Raw genomic sequence first — 19,163 nt, forward strand, 5'->3', positions numbered from 1 at the left:
CCGCGGTTTCGACGGGGATGCGACTCAGGGGTCGTCCTGGCCGCCGCTTCGGTTAAGGAGAGTTTCCGGTGAGGCCCTTGCCGAGCAGTTCATCCGGAACAACCAGGCCCCATCGACCGGGAGTTGATCACAGGGCGGTCAGAATGCGCGGACCGTCGTCGGTGATCGCCACCGTGTGCTCGGCGTGTGCCGCCCGGCTGCCGTCGGAGTACGCAGCGTCCAGCCGTCCCGGTCCGCATGGTACGCGTCCGTGCCGCCGCCGATCAGCATCGGCTCGATCGCCAGCACCATCCCGTGCCGCAACGGCATGCCCCGGCCCGGTCGCCCCTCGTTGGGGACGCCCGGGTCCTCGTGCATCGACCGGCCCACGCCATGGCCGCCGAACCCCTCCGGAATGCCGTAACCGGCACCGCGGCAGACCGAGCCGATCGCATGCGCGATGTCACCGATCCGATTGCCGACGACCGCCGCCGCGATCCCCGCCTCCAGCGCCGCGAACGCGGTGTCGATCAGCCGGGTGTCCGCCGGCCTGGCGCGCCCGACGGTGAAACTGATCGCCGAATCGCCCGCCCAGCCGCCGAGCGTCGCGCCCGCGTCGATGCTCACCAGATCGCCGTCGCGCAGTCGCTGCCCGGTCGGGATGCCGTGCACGATCGCGTCGTTGACCGACGCGCACATCACGGCGGGGAAGGGGGTGGGGGCGAAGTGCGGCCGGTAGTTCAGGAACGGCGAACCGGCTCCCGCCTCACGGAGGACCCCGCGGGCCACCTCGTCGAGTTCGAGCGGCGAGACGCCGACCGCCGCCGCCTCCCGTACGGCCGTCAGCAGCTGCGCCACGACCCGGCCGGTCTCGCGCATCGCTTCGATGGATGTGTCTGTCTTGAGCTGCACCATACCAATTACTATACCGGTCGCAGCGGTATTAGAATGACGGCATGGTACGAACGCCCCTGACCCCGGAAGAACGCCGCCGCGGCGAACGCCTCGGAGCACTGCTCCGCGAGGCGCGCGGCGGGCGCAGCATGGTCGAGATCGCGGCCGGCGCCGGAATCTCCGCCGAGACGCTGCGCAAGATCGAGACGGGCCGCGCCCCGACCCCCGCCTTCTTCACCGTCGCGGCACTGGCCGGGACGCTCGGACTCTCGATGGACGAGCTGCTCGCGCGCTGCGGCCCCGAGCCGGATGTGGTGCTGCTGGCCGGATAACGCCGCCTGGCTCCCGGTGGCGTCTCCCCGAGGGGGGCGCTCACGGGGGGCGCGCGCCGCACCGTGCTTCTACCGCACCGTGGTCGAAAAGCGCGCGTAGCCGTGCCGTAACACGACTGAGGTCGAATGCCTGCGGACTGGAAGGCTCCAGTCGACGTTGGCGAGGGCTGCGATGACGGTGCATCAAGGTGCTTGGGAAATACGGGAGTTCACGCAGTATCTACGGAATGTGGTGACGCTGCTCGACCCCGGGAGCGGCTGGTACGGCGTCTTCTGCCGACGGGATCCAGAAGGAATGCGCGCCTGTCTCGACGGCGCCGAGATTCCGCCCTGGGACGTGATGGAATCGCTCTTCCAGGACCTGGCGGCCGTGCGTGGCACGGCGTACGCCCAGCGCGAATCGGTACGGGCCGCCGAGCTGTACTCCGCCTCGGTGACCGCCCATGACCGGCGGCCCGGTGGACGGCAGGTGCTCGTCGAACGGCTGGAGCTGATGCTGCGCGAGCAGACGTTCGCGGCCCAGCGGCTCCGGGCGGCCGGAGCGGGCGGAACGACGACCCCGGACGCGGAGGAGCTGGCCTGGGCGCGCGACGACCATGAACGCGCCACCGCCCGGTGCACGGAGCTGCGCGGACGGCTGGCCGCGGTGACCGTGCCGAAGGGCTGGTTCCGCGCGGAGGACCCGGCGCAGGCTGCGTCCCGGACCCCGGCTCCGTCCCCTGCCCGCACCCCGGAGGCCGAATCCGCGCGCGTTCCCGATGAGGGCCCGCGTACTCCTCGTCCGCCCGCCGCCCCCAAGCGCAAGAAGCCGCGCGGTGCCCGGTTCGCCGGTCTGGACATCGACGAAGCCGATGACGACGGAGCCATGGCCGCACCCGTCCTGCCCGTACCGCCGACGACGGCCGCCGTACCGCGCGGCGCCCGCTTCGGCGCCGCCCAGGCCGGAGGCGACGCACCCCCGGACCTGACCGCCGCCGCCCCGGACCCCGAGGCACGCCGTGCCGCCGCCCGCGCCGTCGAGATGCTGCTCCGGCTCCGGGCCGAGGGCCGCAGCGGCGAGGCACACGTCGTGCTCTGCGAGGCGGCCGGGTGGCCCGCGGACCGGCTGCCGGTGCTCGCCGTCGAGCTGCACCGGGCGGGCCTCGACGCGGACTGGGTGACCCTGCTGTGGGAGGTGTCCTCGCTGCCGCCCGCCGAACTCGCCGCGGCGGCGGGCGCGCTGGCCGCCGCGGGACGCCCGGACGACTGCGACCACCTGCTGCGCCAGGGGGTGGCGCGGCCGGCCGCGGAGATCGCCGATGCGGTGGTGGCGCTGGACCGGGCGGGTCGGGGGCCTCAGGCGCAGGCGCTGCTGGGTGCCTTCATCCGCGTACGGACTCCGCAGGACGCGGCCCGCGTCGCGGCAGGCGATCCGCACCAGCTCGTACCGTATTTGCTGGCCGCGGCCCGCGCGGTATCACCGGCACGGGAGTGGGACGTCGTCCACGCACTGCGGGTGGCGGGCATCGTGGCCGCGCCCTGAAGTGTGTCGAGGACGACCTCGGCCGTCTTCGCCACAGGCATGCCTTGCCGGGGATCCGAGCGGTGCGTCACATCACGACCGGGCGAACGTTGCCTGCTGCGGCACTACTTCGTCTTGGGGTGTGGGTTGCCGAGGTAGGGAAACTCGTTGAGAAGGTCGGTGTGTGGCTCGAGCCCGGTGGGAGGGATGTCGCCCTTCGAGAGGAATGAGAGCCGGTGGTCGATGACGTCGTCGGTGAAGATGCGGCCGTTGGGATACTGCGCGGGCTTCGAGGGGTCGAAGACCAGCATGTCGGGCAGGATGGCGTCGGCGTCGATCGCCGCGATCGCCTCTTCTCGTGTGTAGTTTCCGGTGTGCCCCATGAGGTGGACGAACTGATCGGTCCAACGCTCACGATCGTTCACCGGCTCACTGGCGTTGTACTCCAGCTTCGTCTCGTCGGTATTGAAGAAGCTGCTGACTGAAGGGTGGCCTGCACGGTCGGCATGGACGAGCCGGCCGTCCTCCCGCACACTGCAACGGCCCCAGACGCGAATGTCGGGGTCGGCCCCGAGCTCACTCGTCGGCAGTTCCACGACCGTCGAGAACACGTTGGCTTCCGTGTTCGAGTCCACACCGGTCCAAGGGGACTTGCCACCGAGATGAGGCGCGGTGAAGTTCCTGCCGCCGCTGGTGTCGAAGAGATCCTTGATCCCGTCGAAGTCGAAGAAGAAGGCGTCGCTACGACTGCCGGCGAAGAACGTGTAGGGACCGGAGCTGACGCTGGTCGCCATCGTGCCGAACGACACCTCGGCGTCAGTGACGACCTTTTCCCCGACGGCTTCGGGCGAGCGGGCCTCGTTGCCTTTTGCGATGAAGACGCTGAATGTCTGACGGCCGTCCTGCGGTGGAGAGAAGACGTAACTGATCGCCATGTCGGTGAGACAGTCCCCGTCATTGTCGATGTTGAGACGGTAGATGGCATCAGGGTGCAAGGCATCGGCATTCGGGTTCGCGTTGAGGATGAGCACCGTCTTCGCCGGGTCGGCGGGGGACTGAAACGCGTAGAGATCACAGAGGTCGAGCCTCTGGTCCCCGAGCGGTGCGCCGAGGTTGAGACCGGTGAAGTGATTCGACATTCTGCGTGTCCTTTCGCTGGTGATGGGTCAACGGCCGGGCGGGGCCGGGATCTGAAGGCTGGGGAACGCAGGCGGCCTGCCCCTGACGAAAGGGATTATCACGGATTTTTCGTATATTGGAGCACAAAGGCTGTCAAACATTCCGGATTCGCAGGCGTGCGGTCCGGGGGAGCGCCGGGAAGGAGCATGTGGACCGCACGGGTGCGAAACATGATCGACTCCGCCGGTTCACGGCGATGGTCTTGCTCCACTGTGTGACGGGGCTTACGTTCTCCTCTACGCACGTGTCTACGGGCGTAGAAACGCGTAGAGGCTCTCTGACGCCGCGTCGAAGGAGCAGCTCATGTCCCAAGTCGTACGCGCCGCACTCGTCCAGGCGACCTGGACCGGCGACACCGAATCCATGATCGCCAAGCATGAGGAGCATGCGCGCGAGGCCGCCCGTCAGGGCGCGAAGATCATCGGCTTCCAGGAGGTGTTCAACGCCCCCTACTTCTGCCAGGTGCAGGAACCCGAGCACTACCGCTGGGCCGAGGCGGTCCCGGACGGGCCGACCGTCCGGCGGATGCAGGACCTCGCCCGCGAGACCGGCATGGTGATCGTCGTGCCGGTCTTCGAGATCGAGCAGTCCGGCTTCTACTTCAACACCGCCGCCGTCATCGACGCCGACGGCTCTTATCTCGGCAAATACCGCAAGCACCACATCCCCCAGGTCAAGGGGTTCTGGGAGAAGTACTACTTCAAGCCCGGAAACGTCGGCTGGCCGGTCTTCGACACCGCGGTCGGCAAGGTCGGCGTCTATATCTGCTACGACCGGCACTTCCCGGAGGGATGGCGCCAACTCGGCCTCAACGGAGCCCAGTTGGTGTACAACCCGTCGGCCACCTCACGGGGCCTCTCCAGCTATCTCTGGCAGCTGGAACAGCCGGCGTCCGCCGTCGCCAACGAGTACTTCGTCGCCGCGATCAACCGCGTCGGCCAGGAGGAGTACGGCGACAACGACTTCTACGGAACCAGCTACTTCGTCGACCCCCGCGGCCAGTTCGTCGGCGAGGTCGCGAGCGACAAGGAGGAGGAACTCGTCGTCAGGGACCTCGACTTCGGCCTCATCGACGAAGTCCGCCAGCAGTGGGCGTTCTACCGGGACCGCCGCCCCGACGCGTACGAAGGACTGGTGGAGCCGTGAGCAGTCTGCATCGACGCCATCTCGCCGTCAGCCCCGACTGGCTGGCGCTCTACTACAAGAATCCCCTGGAGATCACCCACGGCGAGGGCCGTCACGTCTGGGACGCCGACGGCAGGCGCTATCTCGATTTCTTCGGCGGCATCCTCACCACGATGACCGCCCACGCCCTGCCCGAGGTGACCAAGGCGGTCAGTGAGCAGGCCGGGCGGATCATCCACTCCTCCACGCTCTACCTCAACCGGCCCATGGTCGAGCTGGCCGAACGCGTCGCCACGCTCTCCGGCATCCCGGACGCCCGGGTCTTCTTCACCACCTCCGGCACCGAGGCGAACGACACGGCCCTGCTGCTCGCCACCGCGTACCGCGGCTCGAACCAGATCCTCGCGATGCGCAACAGCTACCACGGCCGGTCCTTCTCGGCGGTCTCCATCACCGGCAACAACGCCTGGTCGCCCACGAACCTGTCGCCACTGCAGACGCTGTACGTGCACGGCGGCGTCCGCACCCGCGGGCCGTACGCGCACCTCGGCGACGGGGAGTTCATCGCGGCCTGCGTCGCCGACCTGGAGGACCTGCTCGGCCACACCCGCACGCCCGCCGCCCTGATCGCCGAACCCATCCAGGGTGTCGGCGGGTTCACCTCACCGCCCGACGGTCTGTACGCGGCCTTCCGCCGGGTGCTCGACCGCCACGGCATCCTGTGGATCTCGGACGAGGTGCAGACCGGCTGGGGCCGCTCCGGCGAACACTTCTGGGGCTGGCAGGCGCACGGCGAGAACGGGCCGCCGGACATCCTCACCTTCGCCAAGGGCATCGGCAACGGCATGTCGATCGGCGGTGTCGTGGCCCGCGCCGATGTCATGAACTGCCTCGACGCCAACTCCATTTCGACCTTCGGCGGCTCCCCGGTCACCATGGCGGCCGGCCTCGCCAACCTCTCGTACCTCCTCGAACACGATCTGCAGGGCAACGCCCGGCGCGTCGGCGGACTGCTGATCGAGCGGCTGCGCGCGATCGGCGCGGCCTCGGAGTGCGTACGGGAGGTGCGCGGCCGTGGACTGATGATCGGCATCGAGCTGGTGAAGCCCGGCACCGACGAGGCGAACCCGGAGGCGGCCGCCGCCGTGCTCGAAGCAGCCCGGGAGGGCGGCCTGCTCCTCGGCAAGGGGGGCGGCCACAACACCAGCGTGCTGCGGATCGCACCGCCGCTCTCGCTGACCATCCCGGAGGCGGAGGAGGGCGCTGAGATCCTGGCCGGGGCGCTTCGAACGGTGGGGTGAGCGACGAGGCATGAGCGGCGGGGGCGTGTCGGCGACGGCCGGTACGCGGCCGTGCGGCGTGGCCGCCATCACGCCCCCGCGTGTCCGCCCAGGGGCACCACCACGCCGCAACACCCTCCCCTCCGGACCAACCGCGAAGCCGCGGGCCCGCGCACGTATACAACGTCGTGCGGCGGCATTACCCACCCGGGAACGGCGCCGCGCCGCGTCGCGCTGTGGGCCGGTGGAGTGCCGGGCGGATGAAACAGAAACGTCTTCAGCGGTTAGCCGCGACGGTATTGCCACAGTGGGTAACCCACTTCTACGTTCTTCACCACGCACCTTGTCTACGTGCGTAGACCCATTCCGCCAGAGTGAGGAGGGGTACATGAGCCGCACCGTCATCCACGGTGGTCTCGTCATCACCGCGTCCGACGAAATCCATGCCGACGTACTCATCGAGGGCGGCCGCATCGCCGCCCTGGCAGCGCACGACACCGATGCCGCGGCGAGCTGGAGCGCCGACCGGAGGATCGACGCCACCGGAAAGTACGTCATCCCCGGCGGTGTCGACGCGCACACGCACATGGAGATGCCGTTCGGCGGCACCTACGCCGCCGACACCTTCGAGACCGGCACCCGCGCGGCCGCCTGGGGCGGCACCACCACGATCGTCGACTTCGCCATCCAGTCCGTGGGCCGCGCGGTCCGCGAAGGGCTCGACGCCTGGTACGCGAAGGCCGACGGCAACTGTGCCATCGACTACGCCTTCCACATGATCCTCTCCGATGTGAACGAGTCCTCGCTCAAGGAGATGGACCTGCTGGTGTCGGAGGGCGTCACCTCCTTCAAGCTGTTCATGGCCTACCCCGGCGTCTTCTACAGCGACGACGGCCAGATCCTGCGCGCCATGCAACGAGCCGCCGGCAACGGCGGGCTGATCATGATGCACGCGGAGAACGGCATCGCCATCGACGTCCTCGTCGAACAGGCCATCGCCGAGGGCCGCACCGACCCGCGCTACCACGGCGACGTCCGCAAGGTGGCACTGGAGGCCGAGGCGACCCACCGCGCCATCCAGCTCGCCCGCGTCGCCGGATCCCCGCTGTACGTCGTGCACGTCTCCGCCGACGAGGCCGTCGCCGAACTGGCGGCCGCCCGCCACAAGGGACTTCCGGTCTTCGGCGAGACCTGTCCGCAGTACCTCTTCCTCTCCACCGACAATCTCGCCGAGCCGGACTTCGAGGGCGCGAAATACGTCTGCTCCACCCCCCTGCGCCCCAAGGAACACCAGGAAGCGCTCTGGCGGGGCCTCAGGAACAACGAGCTCCAGGTCGTCTCCACCGACCACTGCCCCTTCTGCTTCTCCGGGCAGAAGGAGATGGGCCGCGGCGACTTCTCGAAGATCCCCAACGGCATGCCCGGCGTGGAGAACCGGATGGACCTCCTTCACCAGGCGGTCGTCGACGGCCACATCTCGCGCCGCCGCTGGATCGAGATCGCCTGCGCCTCCCCGGCCCGGATGTTCGGCCTCTACCCGAAGAAGGGCACCATCGCCCCGGGCGCCGACGCCGACGTCGTCATCTACGACCCCGCGGCCGAACAGACCGTCTCCGCCGAGACCCATCACATGAACGTCGACTACTCGGCGTACGAGGGAAAGCGGATCACCGGCCAGGTCGAGACCGTCCTCTCGCGCGGTGAAGTCGTCATCGACGGACGGAAGTTCACCGGCCGGGCCGGCCACGGCATGTACACCTCGCGCGCCACCTGTCAGTACCTGGACTAGGAGCACCCGTCATGGACTTCGGACTCGTCCTCCAGACCGACCCGCCCGCCTCGGCCGTCGTCGGCCTGATGCGCCGCGCCGAACGCAACGGCTTCCGCTACGGCTGGACCTTCGACTCGGCGGTGCTCTGGCAGGAGCCGTTCGTCATCTACAGCCAGATCCTCGAACACACCGAACGCCTCATCGTCGGCCCCATGGTCACCAACCCGGGCACCCGCACCTGGGAGGTCACCGCCTCCACCTTCGCCACCCTCAACGACATGCACGGCAACCGCACCGTCTGCGGCATCGGACGGGGCGACTCGGCGATGCGCGTCGCCGGACGCAGGCCCAACACGCTGGCCCGCCTCGGCGAGGCCATCGACGTCATCCGCGACCTCGCCGAGGGACGGGAGGCGACCGTCGACGGGCAGCCGGTCCAGATCCCCTGGGTGAAGGAGGGCAGACTGCCCGTCTGGATGGCCGCGTACGGACCGAAGGCACTGGCCCTGGCCGGACAGAAGGCCGACGGTTTCATCCTCCAGCTCGCCGACCCGTTCCTCACCGAGTGGATGATCAAGGCGGTACGGGACGCGGCGGCGCAGGCGGGCCGCGACCCGGACTCGGTGACCATCTGCGTCGCCGCCCCCGCCTATGTGGGCGACGACCTCGATCACGCCCGCGAGCAGTGCCGCTGGTTCGGCGGCATGGTCGGCAACCATGTCGCGGACCTGGTCTCCCGGTACGGCGAGCACTCCGGGCTCGTCCCCGAGGCCCTGACCGCGTACATCGCCGGGCGCTCCGGCTACGACTACAGCCACCACGGCCGCGCCGGAAACCCCGACACGACCTTCGTACCGGACGAGATCGTCGACCGCTTCTGCCTGCTGGGCCCTGCCGAGGCACACATCGAGAAGCTGCGGGTACTGCGTGACCTGGGCGTCGACCAGTTCGCCGTCTACAACATGCACGATGCGCGCGAGGCGACGATCGACGCCTACGGCTCCGAGATCATCCCCGCCCTGTCCGCCTGACCCTGCCCCGATGGCCGTGTCGCCCTCGCCGAGGGGGGTGTCCTGGGCGACGCCCGGTTCGCCAACGACGACCTGGCACCGGCACCGGTGCCGGTCGGGAGACGGACGTGGGCGGAGACTGGCTGCGCCCGGGACCGTGGACGATTACCCGGTTGCTTCCCGTACGACCCCGACGCGGATGCCGGGAGTTCTCGCAGATGAGTGGTGTTCTTCGGAGCGCGCCTCACGCATGGGCCCCCAGCACTGCCGACCCCGGTGCCGGGCACGTGAAGCGACGGCTCGTCACCTTCCGGTTCGTTTCACGTCGATGCCGAGTCCTGCCCACAACTCCTGCTCGACCCGGCTCGGCGGCGTCGTACAGCGCCGCTCCGGGTGGCCGGCCGAGGGCCCCTGGGGCCGGCCGCCGCTCCCGTGCGGGGCGTGCGTGGCACCCGGCAGCCGGTCTTCCTGCGGAGTGTGGTCGGGGTCGGGATCGTGGTAGTGGACACCGGGCAGCGGTCCTACGGTGAAGGCGCCGAACTGGATGAGCAGGTTGAACGCGCCGGCGCCGGCCCTGCCGAGCCAGAACCTCAGCCCCATGCCGCCCCTCTTCTCCCGAGCAGGTCCCGAGGCCGTCCTGAGACGCCTCCCGATCGGCGCCCATGGTCACCGCTCGGCCTGAAGCATCGCTTAAAGCGCGTCGCGGAAGGCCGTGACCATGAAAATTTCACACCCCGGAGCAGACGGATTCCCGGCCGAAATCATGATCGGATAAGTGTCGTTGTAGGCGACAACGTGTCAGTGTTCCGGCAGGCGGAAGGAGTAGTGGCATGCAGATCGGAGTTCTCGGGCCGCTCGTGGTGAGCATCGACGGCACCTCCGTGGTGCCGAGCGCGGCCAAGCCGCGGCAGCTGCTGGCGTTGCTGGCGGTGAACGCGGGCTGGAATGTGAATGTGACGACGCTGACGGAGGAGCTGTGGGACTCACGTCCCCCCAGCGGGCCCGCGGGTGTTGTGCAGACCTATGTCAAGCAGCTGCGCCGGGCCATCGCCGTCGCCCTGGGACCGGAGCACGAGTGTGCGCCGAAAGAGGTGCTGAGCCGCAGCCATGCCGGCTACGCGCTGAACATGCCCGCGCCCGTCATGGAGGCCGACCTCTTCCAGCAGCTCACCGGTCGCGGGTTGCGAGCCCTGGCCGGCGGCGACGACGGGACCGCTTCGAAGCTGCTGGGTGAGGCGCTCGCCATGTGGCGCGGGCCGGCGCTCGCCGACGTACGCATCGGACCCGCGCTCCGCGTCGAACTGCCACGGCTGGAGGAGGCACGGCGCTCCGCGCTGGAGGGACGGATCACCGCAGACCTGCGGCTCGGCAGACACGCCGAAGTGATCGGCGAACTCCTCGCGCTCACCGAGCGCTTCCCGCTCCAGGAGAGGCTGCACGGGCTGCTGATGCTGGCGCTCTACCGAAGCGGACGCTCGTGGGAGGCGCTCGAAGCTTTTCGGAAGCTACGCGCGTCGACCGCTCAGGAGCTGGGCATCGAGCCATCCCTGCGCGTCCAGAGGCTGCATCGGGCAATCCTGGCTGCCGACCCCCAGCTCGACATCTCCGCGCCGAGTTTGGCGGCCTTTTAGCGGTCCCGGGCACCGTGGGGGCCGCCTTGGCCGGACCTGCCCCACCTGTCGACGTACCGCGGACCCGGCCGACCCGCACACCCTGGACCGAACCGAGACGGAGCAACATGACGCGATACCTGTCCCGGAAGCTCCCGGGCTACGAACCGGACCCCGTGACACGGCTGTTCTGCTTTCCGTACGCGGGCGGCGGCGCCTCGGCGTACCGGCGATGGCAGCGCGGCCTCGATGCCCATGACGCCGGAGTACGGGTGATGCCCGTACAACTGCCCGGCCGCGAGGAACGGTTCGACCAACCCAGGTTCACCGATCTGGAAGCCCTCATCGACGACATGGACGCACAGCTCGACGAGGAGCTGGCCGAGCCCCATATCCTCTACGGTCACAGCATGGGAGCGCTCATCGCGTACTCGCTCGCCCGGCGGCGGCAGTCGCGCGGCGCGGCCCTGCCCCGGGCACTCGTGCTGAGCGCCTACCGCGCCCCGCACCTGCCGGCCCCGGCGATCGCCGACCCGGACGCCGGGGACGAGGAACTCATCGCCGGCCTGGTGGCACTCGGCGGCATCCCGCAGGCGCTGCTCGACCATCCCGAATTCCTCTCCGCGCTGCTTCCGGTGGCCCGCGACGACCTCCGGCTGTGCCTCGGCAGCACCGCCGCGCACACCGAGCCGCTACGGGTACCGCTGCACCTGTTCGCCGGACGCGGGGACCGGCTGGTCACCGTGTCCGAGGTACTCTCCTGGCGGCGGCACGCAGGGCGCGGCTGCGATGTGCGGACGATGCCCGGCGGGCACTTCTTCGTCAGGTCGGACGAGGGCGCCTTCCTGCGTGAACTCGCTTCCCTGACGCGCCGGTACGCCTCGGAGCGGGTAGCGGTGTAACCGGCCGGCACCGCGACCGCGGCGGTGGGGTCGTGAGAATCTCATATTTCGGTCCTTCCCGTGTCATGCCGAACCATGGCGGCATTCCCGCCGGCTTCCGGTACGCCGACGTCGATCGGAGAACGGCAGGCCTTCCGGGCCCGCCCACCATCGCCGCCGTGCCCCCTCCCGAGCCTTTACGGATCCATCGCGAAAGGAAACAAGTCCCGTGACACACGACGCCGCGGAAGGCGCCATCAGGAGCTCGGCCTCACGGCAGGTCCGCGCTGCCTGGGCGCTGCTGTCCGTCCTCCTGCTGATCTGGGCGGTGTTCGAGGCGGCGAAGTACGGCGGATGGGTGATCGTCGCGGCGGTCGCCGGTCTCATCGCACCCGACCTGTCGTTCTTCGTCGGCATCTCCGGCCCGCACCAGCACGGCCGGCTGCCCCGCAGGGCCGTTCCCGTCTACAACCTTCTGCACCGGCCCGTCGTCGCCATCGCCCTCATGCTCACCTGCCTGGTCCCCGACTCCCCGGCCGTCGCCGTCCCCCTGTTCAACTTCGGTCTGGCCTGGCTGGTGCACATCGCCTCCGACCGGGCCTTCGGGTTCGGCCTGCGCACCGCCGAGGGCTGGCAGCGCTGACATACCCCCCGGGACGCTTTGGCCCCGCACAAGCCCTCGCTGCGAGGCTCATCCAGGTCCCCGGCCGCGCCCCTCGCCGCGCGCCGGTCACTGGAACCACCGCACACAAGTAACCGCTGAGCATCTGTTGCCGGAGGAGACGCATGGAAACGACGGACACGACGCACGGCGGGCCGGAGACCGGCCAACCTCTACTGGACTACCCGTTCCACCGCTCATCGGCCGTCGAAGTGCCTGCCGTCTACGAGGAATTGCGGGCCAAGTGCCCCGTCGCCCATGTCCGTCTGCCCAGCGGCGACGAGGGCTACGTGGTGACCCGCTACGACGATGTGCGCACCGTGCTCGCCGACGCCAGGTTCAGCCGGGCCGCCACCATCGCCCCCGACGCGCCGCAGCTCACTGCCACACCTCCTGTGCCGGGCAGCCTGTTCACCACGGACGCGCCCGAGCACACGCGGTTGCGCAGGCTCGTTTCCCGGGAGTTCACCGCCCGCCGTGTGCAGAACATGCGTCCTCGGATCCAGGAGCTCACCGACGGCCTTCTGGACGACATGGAGAAGCTCGACGGACCGGTCGACCTCAACACGGCACTGGCCTTCCCGCTGCCGGTGATGGTGATCTGCGAACTGCTCGGTGTGCCCTTCGAGGACCGCGACCGCTTCCGCGAGTGGTCGGACGCCTTCGTCTCGCTGACCGCGCACACCCCGGAGGAGACCGCCGCTCAGCGCCAGCAGATGATCGAGTACCTGGCGGCACTGGTCAAGCGCAAGCGGGAGGAGCCGACGGACGACCTGATGGGCGCGCTCGTCGCCGCCCACGACGAAGAGGGCAGTCTCAACGAGTTCGAACTGATCGTCATGGCGGCGACGATCCTCGTCGCCGGTCACGAGACCACCGTCAGCATGATCGGCAAGATCGTCCTGACCCTGCTGCGCCACCCCGAGCACATGGCCGGGTTGCGCGAACACCCCGAGATGATCGACCACGCCATCGAGGAACTGCTGCGCGTCAACCCGATCGGTGACGGAGGCCCGCTGCGGATCACCCTGGAGGACGTCGAGGTCGGCGGCACCGTCATCCCCAAGGGCAGCGCGGTCCTGGCGGCGGTCTGCTCCGCCAATCAGGACCCCGCGCGCTTCCCCGGCGCGCAGGCGAACGAGTTCGACCCCACACGGCCCGAGGCCGTCCACCACGTCGCGTTCGGCCACGGCCCGCACTTCTGCGTGGGCGCCGCGCTGGCCAGGGCGGAGCTGCAGATCGTCATCTCCTCGCTGCTGAACCGCTTCCCCGGTCTGCGGCTCGCGGAGGAGGTCGATGCCCTGGAACTGACGACCGGGATGATGGTGCATGGCCTGACCCGGCTGCCCGTCACCTGGTGACGGACCCGGCGGAACGCCCGCCGGCCGTCACCGGTTGACGGCCGGCAGCGGCGCGACCGGCCGGTCCGGTACAACCGCGCTTGCCCGCTACAGCGGCCGGCCCCGGCGGGTCGCGCAGGACAAAGGCCCCGGCCCGCACGTTCCCGTGCGGGCCGGGGCCTCGTGCCGTCCGCCGACCCGCACCGGTCCGCGGACACACCGGTCACACCCGGGTGGCGGGGGACTGCGCCTCCACGACGTGCGGCCCCGGCTTCTGCAGCTGGAAGTACGCGCCCCCCAGTACCCGCTCCTTCAGCTTCTGGCTCCGGTCGACCACCCGGTACAGCGAGCGGCGGACGACACCGCCGACGCCGTGCAGGGCGAACAGCCGCTCCTGCCGCAGCTGCAGACCGCGTGACGTGGCGACCGATCCCTCCCGCGCCCGCTGGAATTCCGCTCCCGCCCGCAGCAGCGCCGCCTCGTCCCCGCCCGCGTCGACGGCGTCACGCACCAGCGGGGCCAGCGTCACCGCGTCGATGATCGCGTGATTGACGCCCTGCCCGAGGATCGGCGTCAGCGTGTGTGCCGCGTCGCCGATCAGGACCAGGCCCGGCATGGACCAGCGCGGCACCAGCGTCGTGAAGATGTCCAGCATCGAGGTGTCGGACCAGGAGCGGATCTCACTGCGCACCGACCCGGCCAGCTCGGGAGCGAGCCGGTCCAGCCGCTCGTACAGCGCGGGCAGACCCTGGGCGCGCAGTTCCTTCAGCCCGCCCTTGGGGATGTTGAAACCGACGCGCACACTGTCCGGGTGGGTCGGGATGAACAGCCCGTGCTGGTCGCCGCGGATCCGGATGCGATACGTACGATCGTCCCACCCGGGCGGGAACGGCAGCTTCAGCCATACCACGTCACGGTCCAGCGGCAGCTTCGTGTACGGCAGGCCCGACATCTCACGGACCTTGCTGAACCGGCCGTCCGCCGCCACCGTGAGCGCCGCGCGCACGGTCAGCTCCCCCTCCGGGGTGCGCGCCGTCACCCCCGTGACCGGACCGCTCTCGCCGCCCGCGCGCAGCAGACGGGTGGCCGTCGCCCGGCGCACCAGGGTGAAGTGCTCCGGGTGCTCCTCCTGCCCGAGACCCGCCAGGGCCGAGAGCAGCGCAGGCTGGGGCATCTCCACCGGATAGGGATGCGGGTAAGGGAAGCGGCGGAAGTCGGCGCGCAGCACCGTGCTGCCGGAGTCGACGATCTCCATCCTGTGCATCTGCTGGTAGGCACCGTCCAGTCGGCCGAGGACCCCCAGCCGGTCGAGCAGCCACACCGAGTCGGGAGAGACCGACTCGCCCCGGAACGACCGGTCGAAGTGACCGCTTTGTTCCAGGACCACGACCGAGACCGAACGCTTGGCGAGCTCGACGGCCAGCGTGAGTCCCGCCGGGCCTCCTCCGACCACACACACTTCTGCCGTCAGCTCAGTTGTCATCGTCAGTGCTGCCTTTCAGAAGGAGTCATCCTCCACCGATGGTCCGCAGCCCGCCTAAAGCAGCCCTTGCGGGCGGCCCGCACGGCGGGCCGCGCACCCGGGCGCAAGCCCGTCTTTAGGGGCCGGGCTCAAGCTCCCAAGCGCCCGCCCGCCCCCGCAGAGAGGCGAACCGACCGTGAGCACAGCAGTGACGACGTCCGACCCGGAGCGCACCGGCCCCGCCGGCCCCCTCGACCGGCTGCGCGCGTTGTACGGCGAGCAACGGCTCGCCGCCGAGTACCCGGTGGTGCCCGGACTGCTCGCCGAACTCGCGCAGCCGGACGACGGGCTCGCCCAGCTGTCCCGCGCGGGCCGGCTGCTCGCCAAGGTCGCTCCCGAGGACATCGCGCAGCGCCACCCCGGCGTCGTACCCGCCACCGTCGCTGTCACGGGACACGGCACCGTCGACGGGCTGACCGGACCGCTCACCGCGGAACTCGCCCGCCACGGCATCCCGCTGCGCGTACGCATCGGCGATCACGACTCGTGGCTGCGCGACCTCCAGGACACCGGCAGTGACCTGTACGCCCCCGGCACCGAACTCGCCCTCTGCCTTCTCGACGCCCAGATCGTCTTCGACGAACTGCCGCTGCCCTGGGGGACGGAGGACGTCGCCCGGACCGCCACCGGCAAACTCGACCTCCTCGACGGGCTCGCCACCCGCTACGACGAACACGGCACCGGGACGCTCGTACTCAACACCCTGCCGCTGCTGCCCCAGCACATGCAGCAGCTGGTCGATCACCGGTCCCGCACCGAACTCTCCGTCATCTGGCGGGAGTTCAACGTCGGTCTGCTGCGACTCGCCGCCGCGCACCCGCGGCTGCACGTCGTCGACCTGGAGCCGCTGGTCGCCGCGGGCGGCCCGGTCCGCGACCCGCGGCTCGCAGCGTACGCCAAGGTGCACCTGGGGGAGGAGGTGCTCGCCCGGTACGCGCGTGAGGCGGGCCATCTGCTGCGGACGCTGCGCGGCCGGGCCAAGAAGGTCCTCGTCCTGGACCTCGACAACACCCTCTGGGACGGCATCCTCGGCGACGACGGACCCGACGGCATCGCTGCCGCCACCACCTACCGCGGTGAGGCCTTCGGCCGGTTCCAGCGGGTGGTCAAGCAGATCGGCGGCCAGGGCGTGCTGCTCGCGGTGTGCAGCAAGAACGACCGCGAGCCGGTGCTGGACGTGCTCCGCAACCACCCCGACATGACCCTGCACGAGGCCGACTTCGTCCGGATCAGTGCCGACTGGGAACCCAAGGACGGCAACATCCGGGACATCGCCGCTCGGCTCAATCTCGGTACCGACAGCTTCGTCTTCGCCGACGACTCGCCCTTCGAGCGCGGCCTCGTCGCCTCCGCGCTCCCCGAGATCGCCGTGATCGGACTCGACGAGGAACCGGCGTTGCACATCGACCGGCTGCTCGCCGACGGCTGGTTCGACGTGCGGGAACTGACCACCGAGGACCGGGGCCGCGCCGGACAGTACCGCCAGGAGGCGGAACGGCAGGACCTCCAGCGGGTCACCGGCTCGATGGAGGAGTACCTGCGCGACCTCGACGTGACCGTCGAGGTCTCCCCGGTACGCGAGCACGAGGTGGTCCGGGTCGCCCAGATCACCCTGCGCACCAACCAGTTCAACCTCACCACCCGCCGGCTCCAGCCGCCCGATGTCCGTGAACGGCGCGACTCGCCCGGCCACTTGGTGCTGGCCGTACGCTCCCGCGACCGCTTCGGCGACAACGGGGTCGTCGGCGCCCTCTTCGCGTACCGGGAGGACGAGGCCCTGCGCATCGACAACATGCTGCTCAGCTGCCGGGTCTTCGCCCGCGGTATCGAGCAGGCCACGATCGCCGCGCTGCTGGAGTGGGCCACGGACTCGGGCGCGGCCGAGGTTCGCGCGAGCTACCGGCCCACCGCCAAGAACCACAAGGTGCGCGAGTTCTACCCGTCGCTCGGCTTCGAGCACGCCGCCGAATCGGCGGACGGCACGATCGAGTTCAGGCACCCGCTCACCCGACTGCCCGAAGTACCCGGGCATGTGACCCTCGACGCGGCCATCCGCAGCGGCACCGGATGACCCGAGCCGCACCCTCAGGTGCAGCCCCCCGCCCCTCCAGGACGGACAGCGGACCTCGGTGCTGTCCACGGGGCTGCCCCGCCCCACCGGGTGCCGGGAACGCACAAGCGTCTCCTTAGCGCCCCGGACGACGATCGTGAAGTCAGAACAACCCGTGCCGGCGCCACGCCAGCGGAACTCGGAGAGGTCGGAGAAAGACGTTGACGAACTTCCGAACCTTCACGGAACTGGTTCTGGAGCGCACCGAAGCCCGCAGCGCCGCGGATGCCTTCATCTTCCTGCCCGACGATGCCCGTGGCTCGGTGCCGCAGCACCTCACGTCCGCCGGGCTCGATCGGGAGGCGCGCAGAATCGCATCATGGCTCCAGGAGTACGGAGCCGCGAACCGCCAGGTCCTCCTGCTCTACCCGCCGGGCCTGGACTTCATCAAGGCGTTCACCGCCTGCCTGTACGCCGGTGCCGTGGCCGTCCCCGCACCGCTGCCCACCGAGCAGGGCCAGCACTTCGCCCGGGTCTTCGGCATTCTGCGCGACGCCGAGGCGTGCGCCGTGCTCACCGACTCGGCCAACGCCCCCGCGATCTCCGCCTGGCTGGCCGCGGAGGGCTTCTCCGACGTGCCGTGCCTGGCCACCGACGATCCGGCCCAGGGCGACGCGGGAGCCTGGCACGCGCCCTCCCCCACTCCTGAGAGCCTGGCCTTCCTGCAGTACACCTCCGGCTCGACGAGCGACCCCAAGGGCGTCGTGGTCTCGCACCGCAACCTGCTCGCCAACGAGGCGGCGATCCAGCGGTCGATCGGCACCGGCCCGGAGACCGTGTGCGGCGGCTGGCTGCCCTTCTACCACGACATGGGCCTGATCGGGCACATCCTCCACCCGCTCTACCTCGGCATCCCCGCCGTCCTGATGGCACCCTTCACCTTCCTCAAGCGCCCCTACCGCTGGCTGAAGATGATGGGTGACTACGGAGTCACGACCGGCGGCGGCCCCAACTTCGCGTACGACCTGTGCGTGCGCAGGGTCACCGACGCGCAGCTGGAGACGCTCGACCTGTCCTCCTGGACGACCGCCTGCAACGGCGCCGAGCCGGTCAGGGCCGAGACGGTCCGTGCCTTCACCGAGCGCTTCGCGCCCGCGGGATTCCGCCCCGAGACCCTTTTCCCCTGCTACGGCATGGCCGAGACGACCCTGCTGGTCTCCGGTATCCCGCGCACCGCAGGCCCCCGCGTGCTCGACGTCGACGCCGAGGCACTGGAACGCGGAGAACTGGCCGGCCCGCGTGCGGACGAACCCACCCGCTCCCTCGTCAGCAGCGGGATCGCGCGGGACTTCGACGTCCGCATCGTCGGCCCGGAGACCCACGTCGCGAAGCCGGGGGGACACGTCGGCGAGATCTGGCTCAAGGGCGACAGCGTTGCCTCCGGCTACTGGAAGCGGCCGCAGACCAACCAGGAGGTCTTCGACGCGGCGATCTGCGACGGCAAGGGCGGACACGACGGCGGCGGCTGGCTGCGCACCGGCGACCTGGGTGTACTCCAGGACGGAGAGCTCTACGTCACCGGCCGGCTCAAGGAGATGGTGATCCTGGCGGGCCGCAACCTCTACCCGCAGGACGTCGAACGCGCCGTCCAGGCCAGCGACGAGGTCTTCGGTACCGGCGCGGGCGCCGTCTTCGCCGTCGAGACCGACCGCGAGCACCTGGTGGCAGTCCAGGAGGTCCGCCCCCACAGCGTCTCCACCGACCTGCACACCCTCGCCTCCGGCGTCCAGAGCTTCATCAGCAAGGAGTTCAGCATCCCCGCCGGCAACGTCCTGCTGGTGCGCCCCGGAACCGTCCGCAAGACCACCAGCGGCAAGATCCAGCGGACCCTGATGCGCAAACTGTTCCTGGAGGGCCAGATCACCGCGCTGTACGAGGTCCTGGAGCCGGCCGTCCGCGAACTGATCACTTCCGCCGGGGCCGGCGACACCACCGGCGCCGCCGAGTCCCTGGAATCGGTGGTCTGAC

15 protein-coding genes and 1 pseudogene are annotated in these 19,163 nt (G+C 70.0%); 12 read left to right on the forward strand and 4 right to left on the reverse strand.

Translation table 11 applies throughout. The annotated features are described in order from the left end of the window. Window positions 1-127: 127 nt before the first annotated feature. Window positions 128-894, reverse strand: a pseudogene (gene map / locus OG507_RS34685) (type I methionyl aminopeptidase). Window positions 895-935: 41 nt separating this feature from the next. Between map and OG507_RS34690 the strand changes: the two are divergent. Next, window positions 936-1,205, forward strand: a complete 270-nt coding sequence (locus tag OG507_RS34690) for a helix-turn-helix domain-containing protein (RefSeq protein WP_327371057.1) — start codon at window positions 936-938, stop codon at window positions 1,203-1,205. 172 nt (window positions 1,206-1,377) lie between these two features. After that, on the forward strand, window positions 1,378-2,727 hold the full coding sequence (locus tag OG507_RS34695) for a hypothetical protein (RefSeq protein WP_327371058.1): 1,350 nt from the start codon (window positions 1,378-1,380) through the stop codon (window positions 2,725-2,727). Window positions 2,728-2,831: 104 nt separating this feature from the next. On the opposite strand, the gene OG507_RS34700 is transcribed toward OG507_RS34695, so the two are convergent. After that, window positions 2,832-3,845, reverse strand: coding sequence for a DUF4331 family protein (locus OG507_RS34700; RefSeq protein ID WP_327371059.1), 1,014 nt, complete (start codon window positions 3,843-3,845; stop codon window positions 2,832-2,834). Window positions 3,846-4,188: 343 nt separating this feature from the next. Between OG507_RS34700 and OG507_RS34705 the strand changes: the two genes are divergently transcribed. The 4 genes from OG507_RS34705 (at window position 4,189) to OG507_RS34720 (ending at window position 9,092) form a co-directional block, all read left to right on the forward strand. Further along, window positions 4,189-5,031, forward strand: coding sequence for a nitrilase-related carbon-nitrogen hydrolase (locus tag OG507_RS34705; protein ID WP_327371060.1), 843 nt, complete (start codon window positions 4,189-4,191; stop codon window positions 5,029-5,031). Further along, window positions 5,028-6,311 carry an aspartate aminotransferase family protein gene (locus tag OG507_RS34710; protein ID WP_327371061.1) on the forward strand — a complete coding sequence of 428 codons (1,284 nt, stop codon included), beginning with the start codon at window positions 5,028-5,030 and terminating at the stop codon, window positions 6,309-6,311. Before OG507_RS34705 ends, OG507_RS34710 begins: the two co-directional genes overlap by 4 nt. A gap of 367 nt (window positions 6,312-6,678) precedes the next feature. Then, entirely contained in the window at window positions 6,679-8,079 is a 1,401-nt protein-coding gene (gene hydA / locus OG507_RS34715) for a dihydropyrimidinase (RefSeq protein ID WP_327371062.1), read from the forward strand. 11 nt (window positions 8,080-8,090) lie between these two features. Continuing rightward, window positions 8,091-9,092 (forward strand): TIGR03842 family LLM class F420-dependent oxidoreductase, encoded by a 1,002-nt coding sequence (locus OG507_RS34720; RefSeq protein ID WP_327371063.1) that lies wholly within the window; start codon window positions 8,091-8,093, stop codon window positions 9,090-9,092. Between the two features lie 282 nt (window positions 9,093-9,374). Here the strand turns inward: OG507_RS34720 and OG507_RS34725 are convergent, their stop codons facing one another. After that, the gene (locus tag OG507_RS34725) at window positions 9,375-9,671 is read right to left on the reverse strand and encodes a DUF6059 family protein (protein WP_327371064.1); all 297 of its coding nucleotides are present in this window, start codon (window positions 9,669-9,671) and stop codon (window positions 9,375-9,377) included. A 230-nt stretch (window positions 9,672-9,901) separates the two neighbouring features. Here OG507_RS34725 and OG507_RS34730 point away from each other — a divergent pair, with 230 nt between their 5' ends. From OG507_RS34730 to OG507_RS34745, 4 genes are all read left to right on the forward strand, one after another. Next, window positions 9,902-10,702, forward strand: a complete 801-nt coding sequence (locus OG507_RS34730; protein WP_327371065.1) for an AfsR/SARP family transcriptional regulator — start codon at window positions 9,902-9,904, stop codon at window positions 10,700-10,702. A gap of 107 nt (window positions 10,703-10,809) precedes the next feature. Continuing rightward, entirely contained in the window at window positions 10,810-11,583 is a 774-nt protein-coding gene (locus tag OG507_RS34735) for a thioesterase II family protein (protein ID WP_327371066.1), read from the forward strand. A 208-nt stretch (window positions 11,584-11,791) separates the two neighbouring features. Next, entirely contained in the window at window positions 11,792-12,205 is a 414-nt protein-coding gene (locus OG507_RS34740) for a DUF4260 family protein (RefSeq protein ID WP_327371067.1), read from the forward strand. 143 nt (window positions 12,206-12,348) lie between these two features. Then, entirely contained in the window at window positions 12,349-13,584 is a 1,236-nt protein-coding gene (locus tag OG507_RS34745) for a cytochrome P450 (RefSeq protein WP_327371068.1), read from the forward strand. Between the two features lie 202 nt (window positions 13,585-13,786). On the opposite strand, the gene OG507_RS34750 is transcribed toward OG507_RS34745, so the two are convergent. Next, complete coding sequence (locus OG507_RS34750) at window positions 13,787-15,046, reverse strand: FAD-dependent oxidoreductase (protein WP_327371069.1); 1,260 nt, start codon at window positions 15,044-15,046, stop codon at window positions 13,787-13,789. A gap of 175 nt (window positions 15,047-15,221) precedes the next feature. Between OG507_RS34750 and OG507_RS34755 the strand changes: the two genes are divergently transcribed. Both OG507_RS34755 and OG507_RS34760 read left to right on the forward strand, forming a co-directional pair. Next, window positions 15,222-17,156, forward strand: coding sequence for an HAD-IIIC family phosphatase (locus OG507_RS34755; RefSeq protein ID WP_327371070.1), 1,935 nt, complete (start codon window positions 15,222-15,224; stop codon window positions 17,154-17,156). Window positions 17,157-17,356: 200 nt separating this feature from the next. Continuing rightward, on the forward strand, window positions 17,357-19,162 hold the full coding sequence (locus tag OG507_RS34760; RefSeq protein WP_327371071.1) for a fatty acyl-AMP ligase: 1,806 nt from the start codon (window positions 17,357-17,359) through the stop codon (window positions 19,160-19,162). Window position 19,163 lies beyond the last annotated feature (1 nt).

This window comes from Streptomyces sp. NBC_01217 (genome assembly GCF_035994185.1).
Lineage (GTDB): Bacteria > Actinomycetota > Actinomycetes > Streptomycetales > Streptomycetaceae > Streptomyces.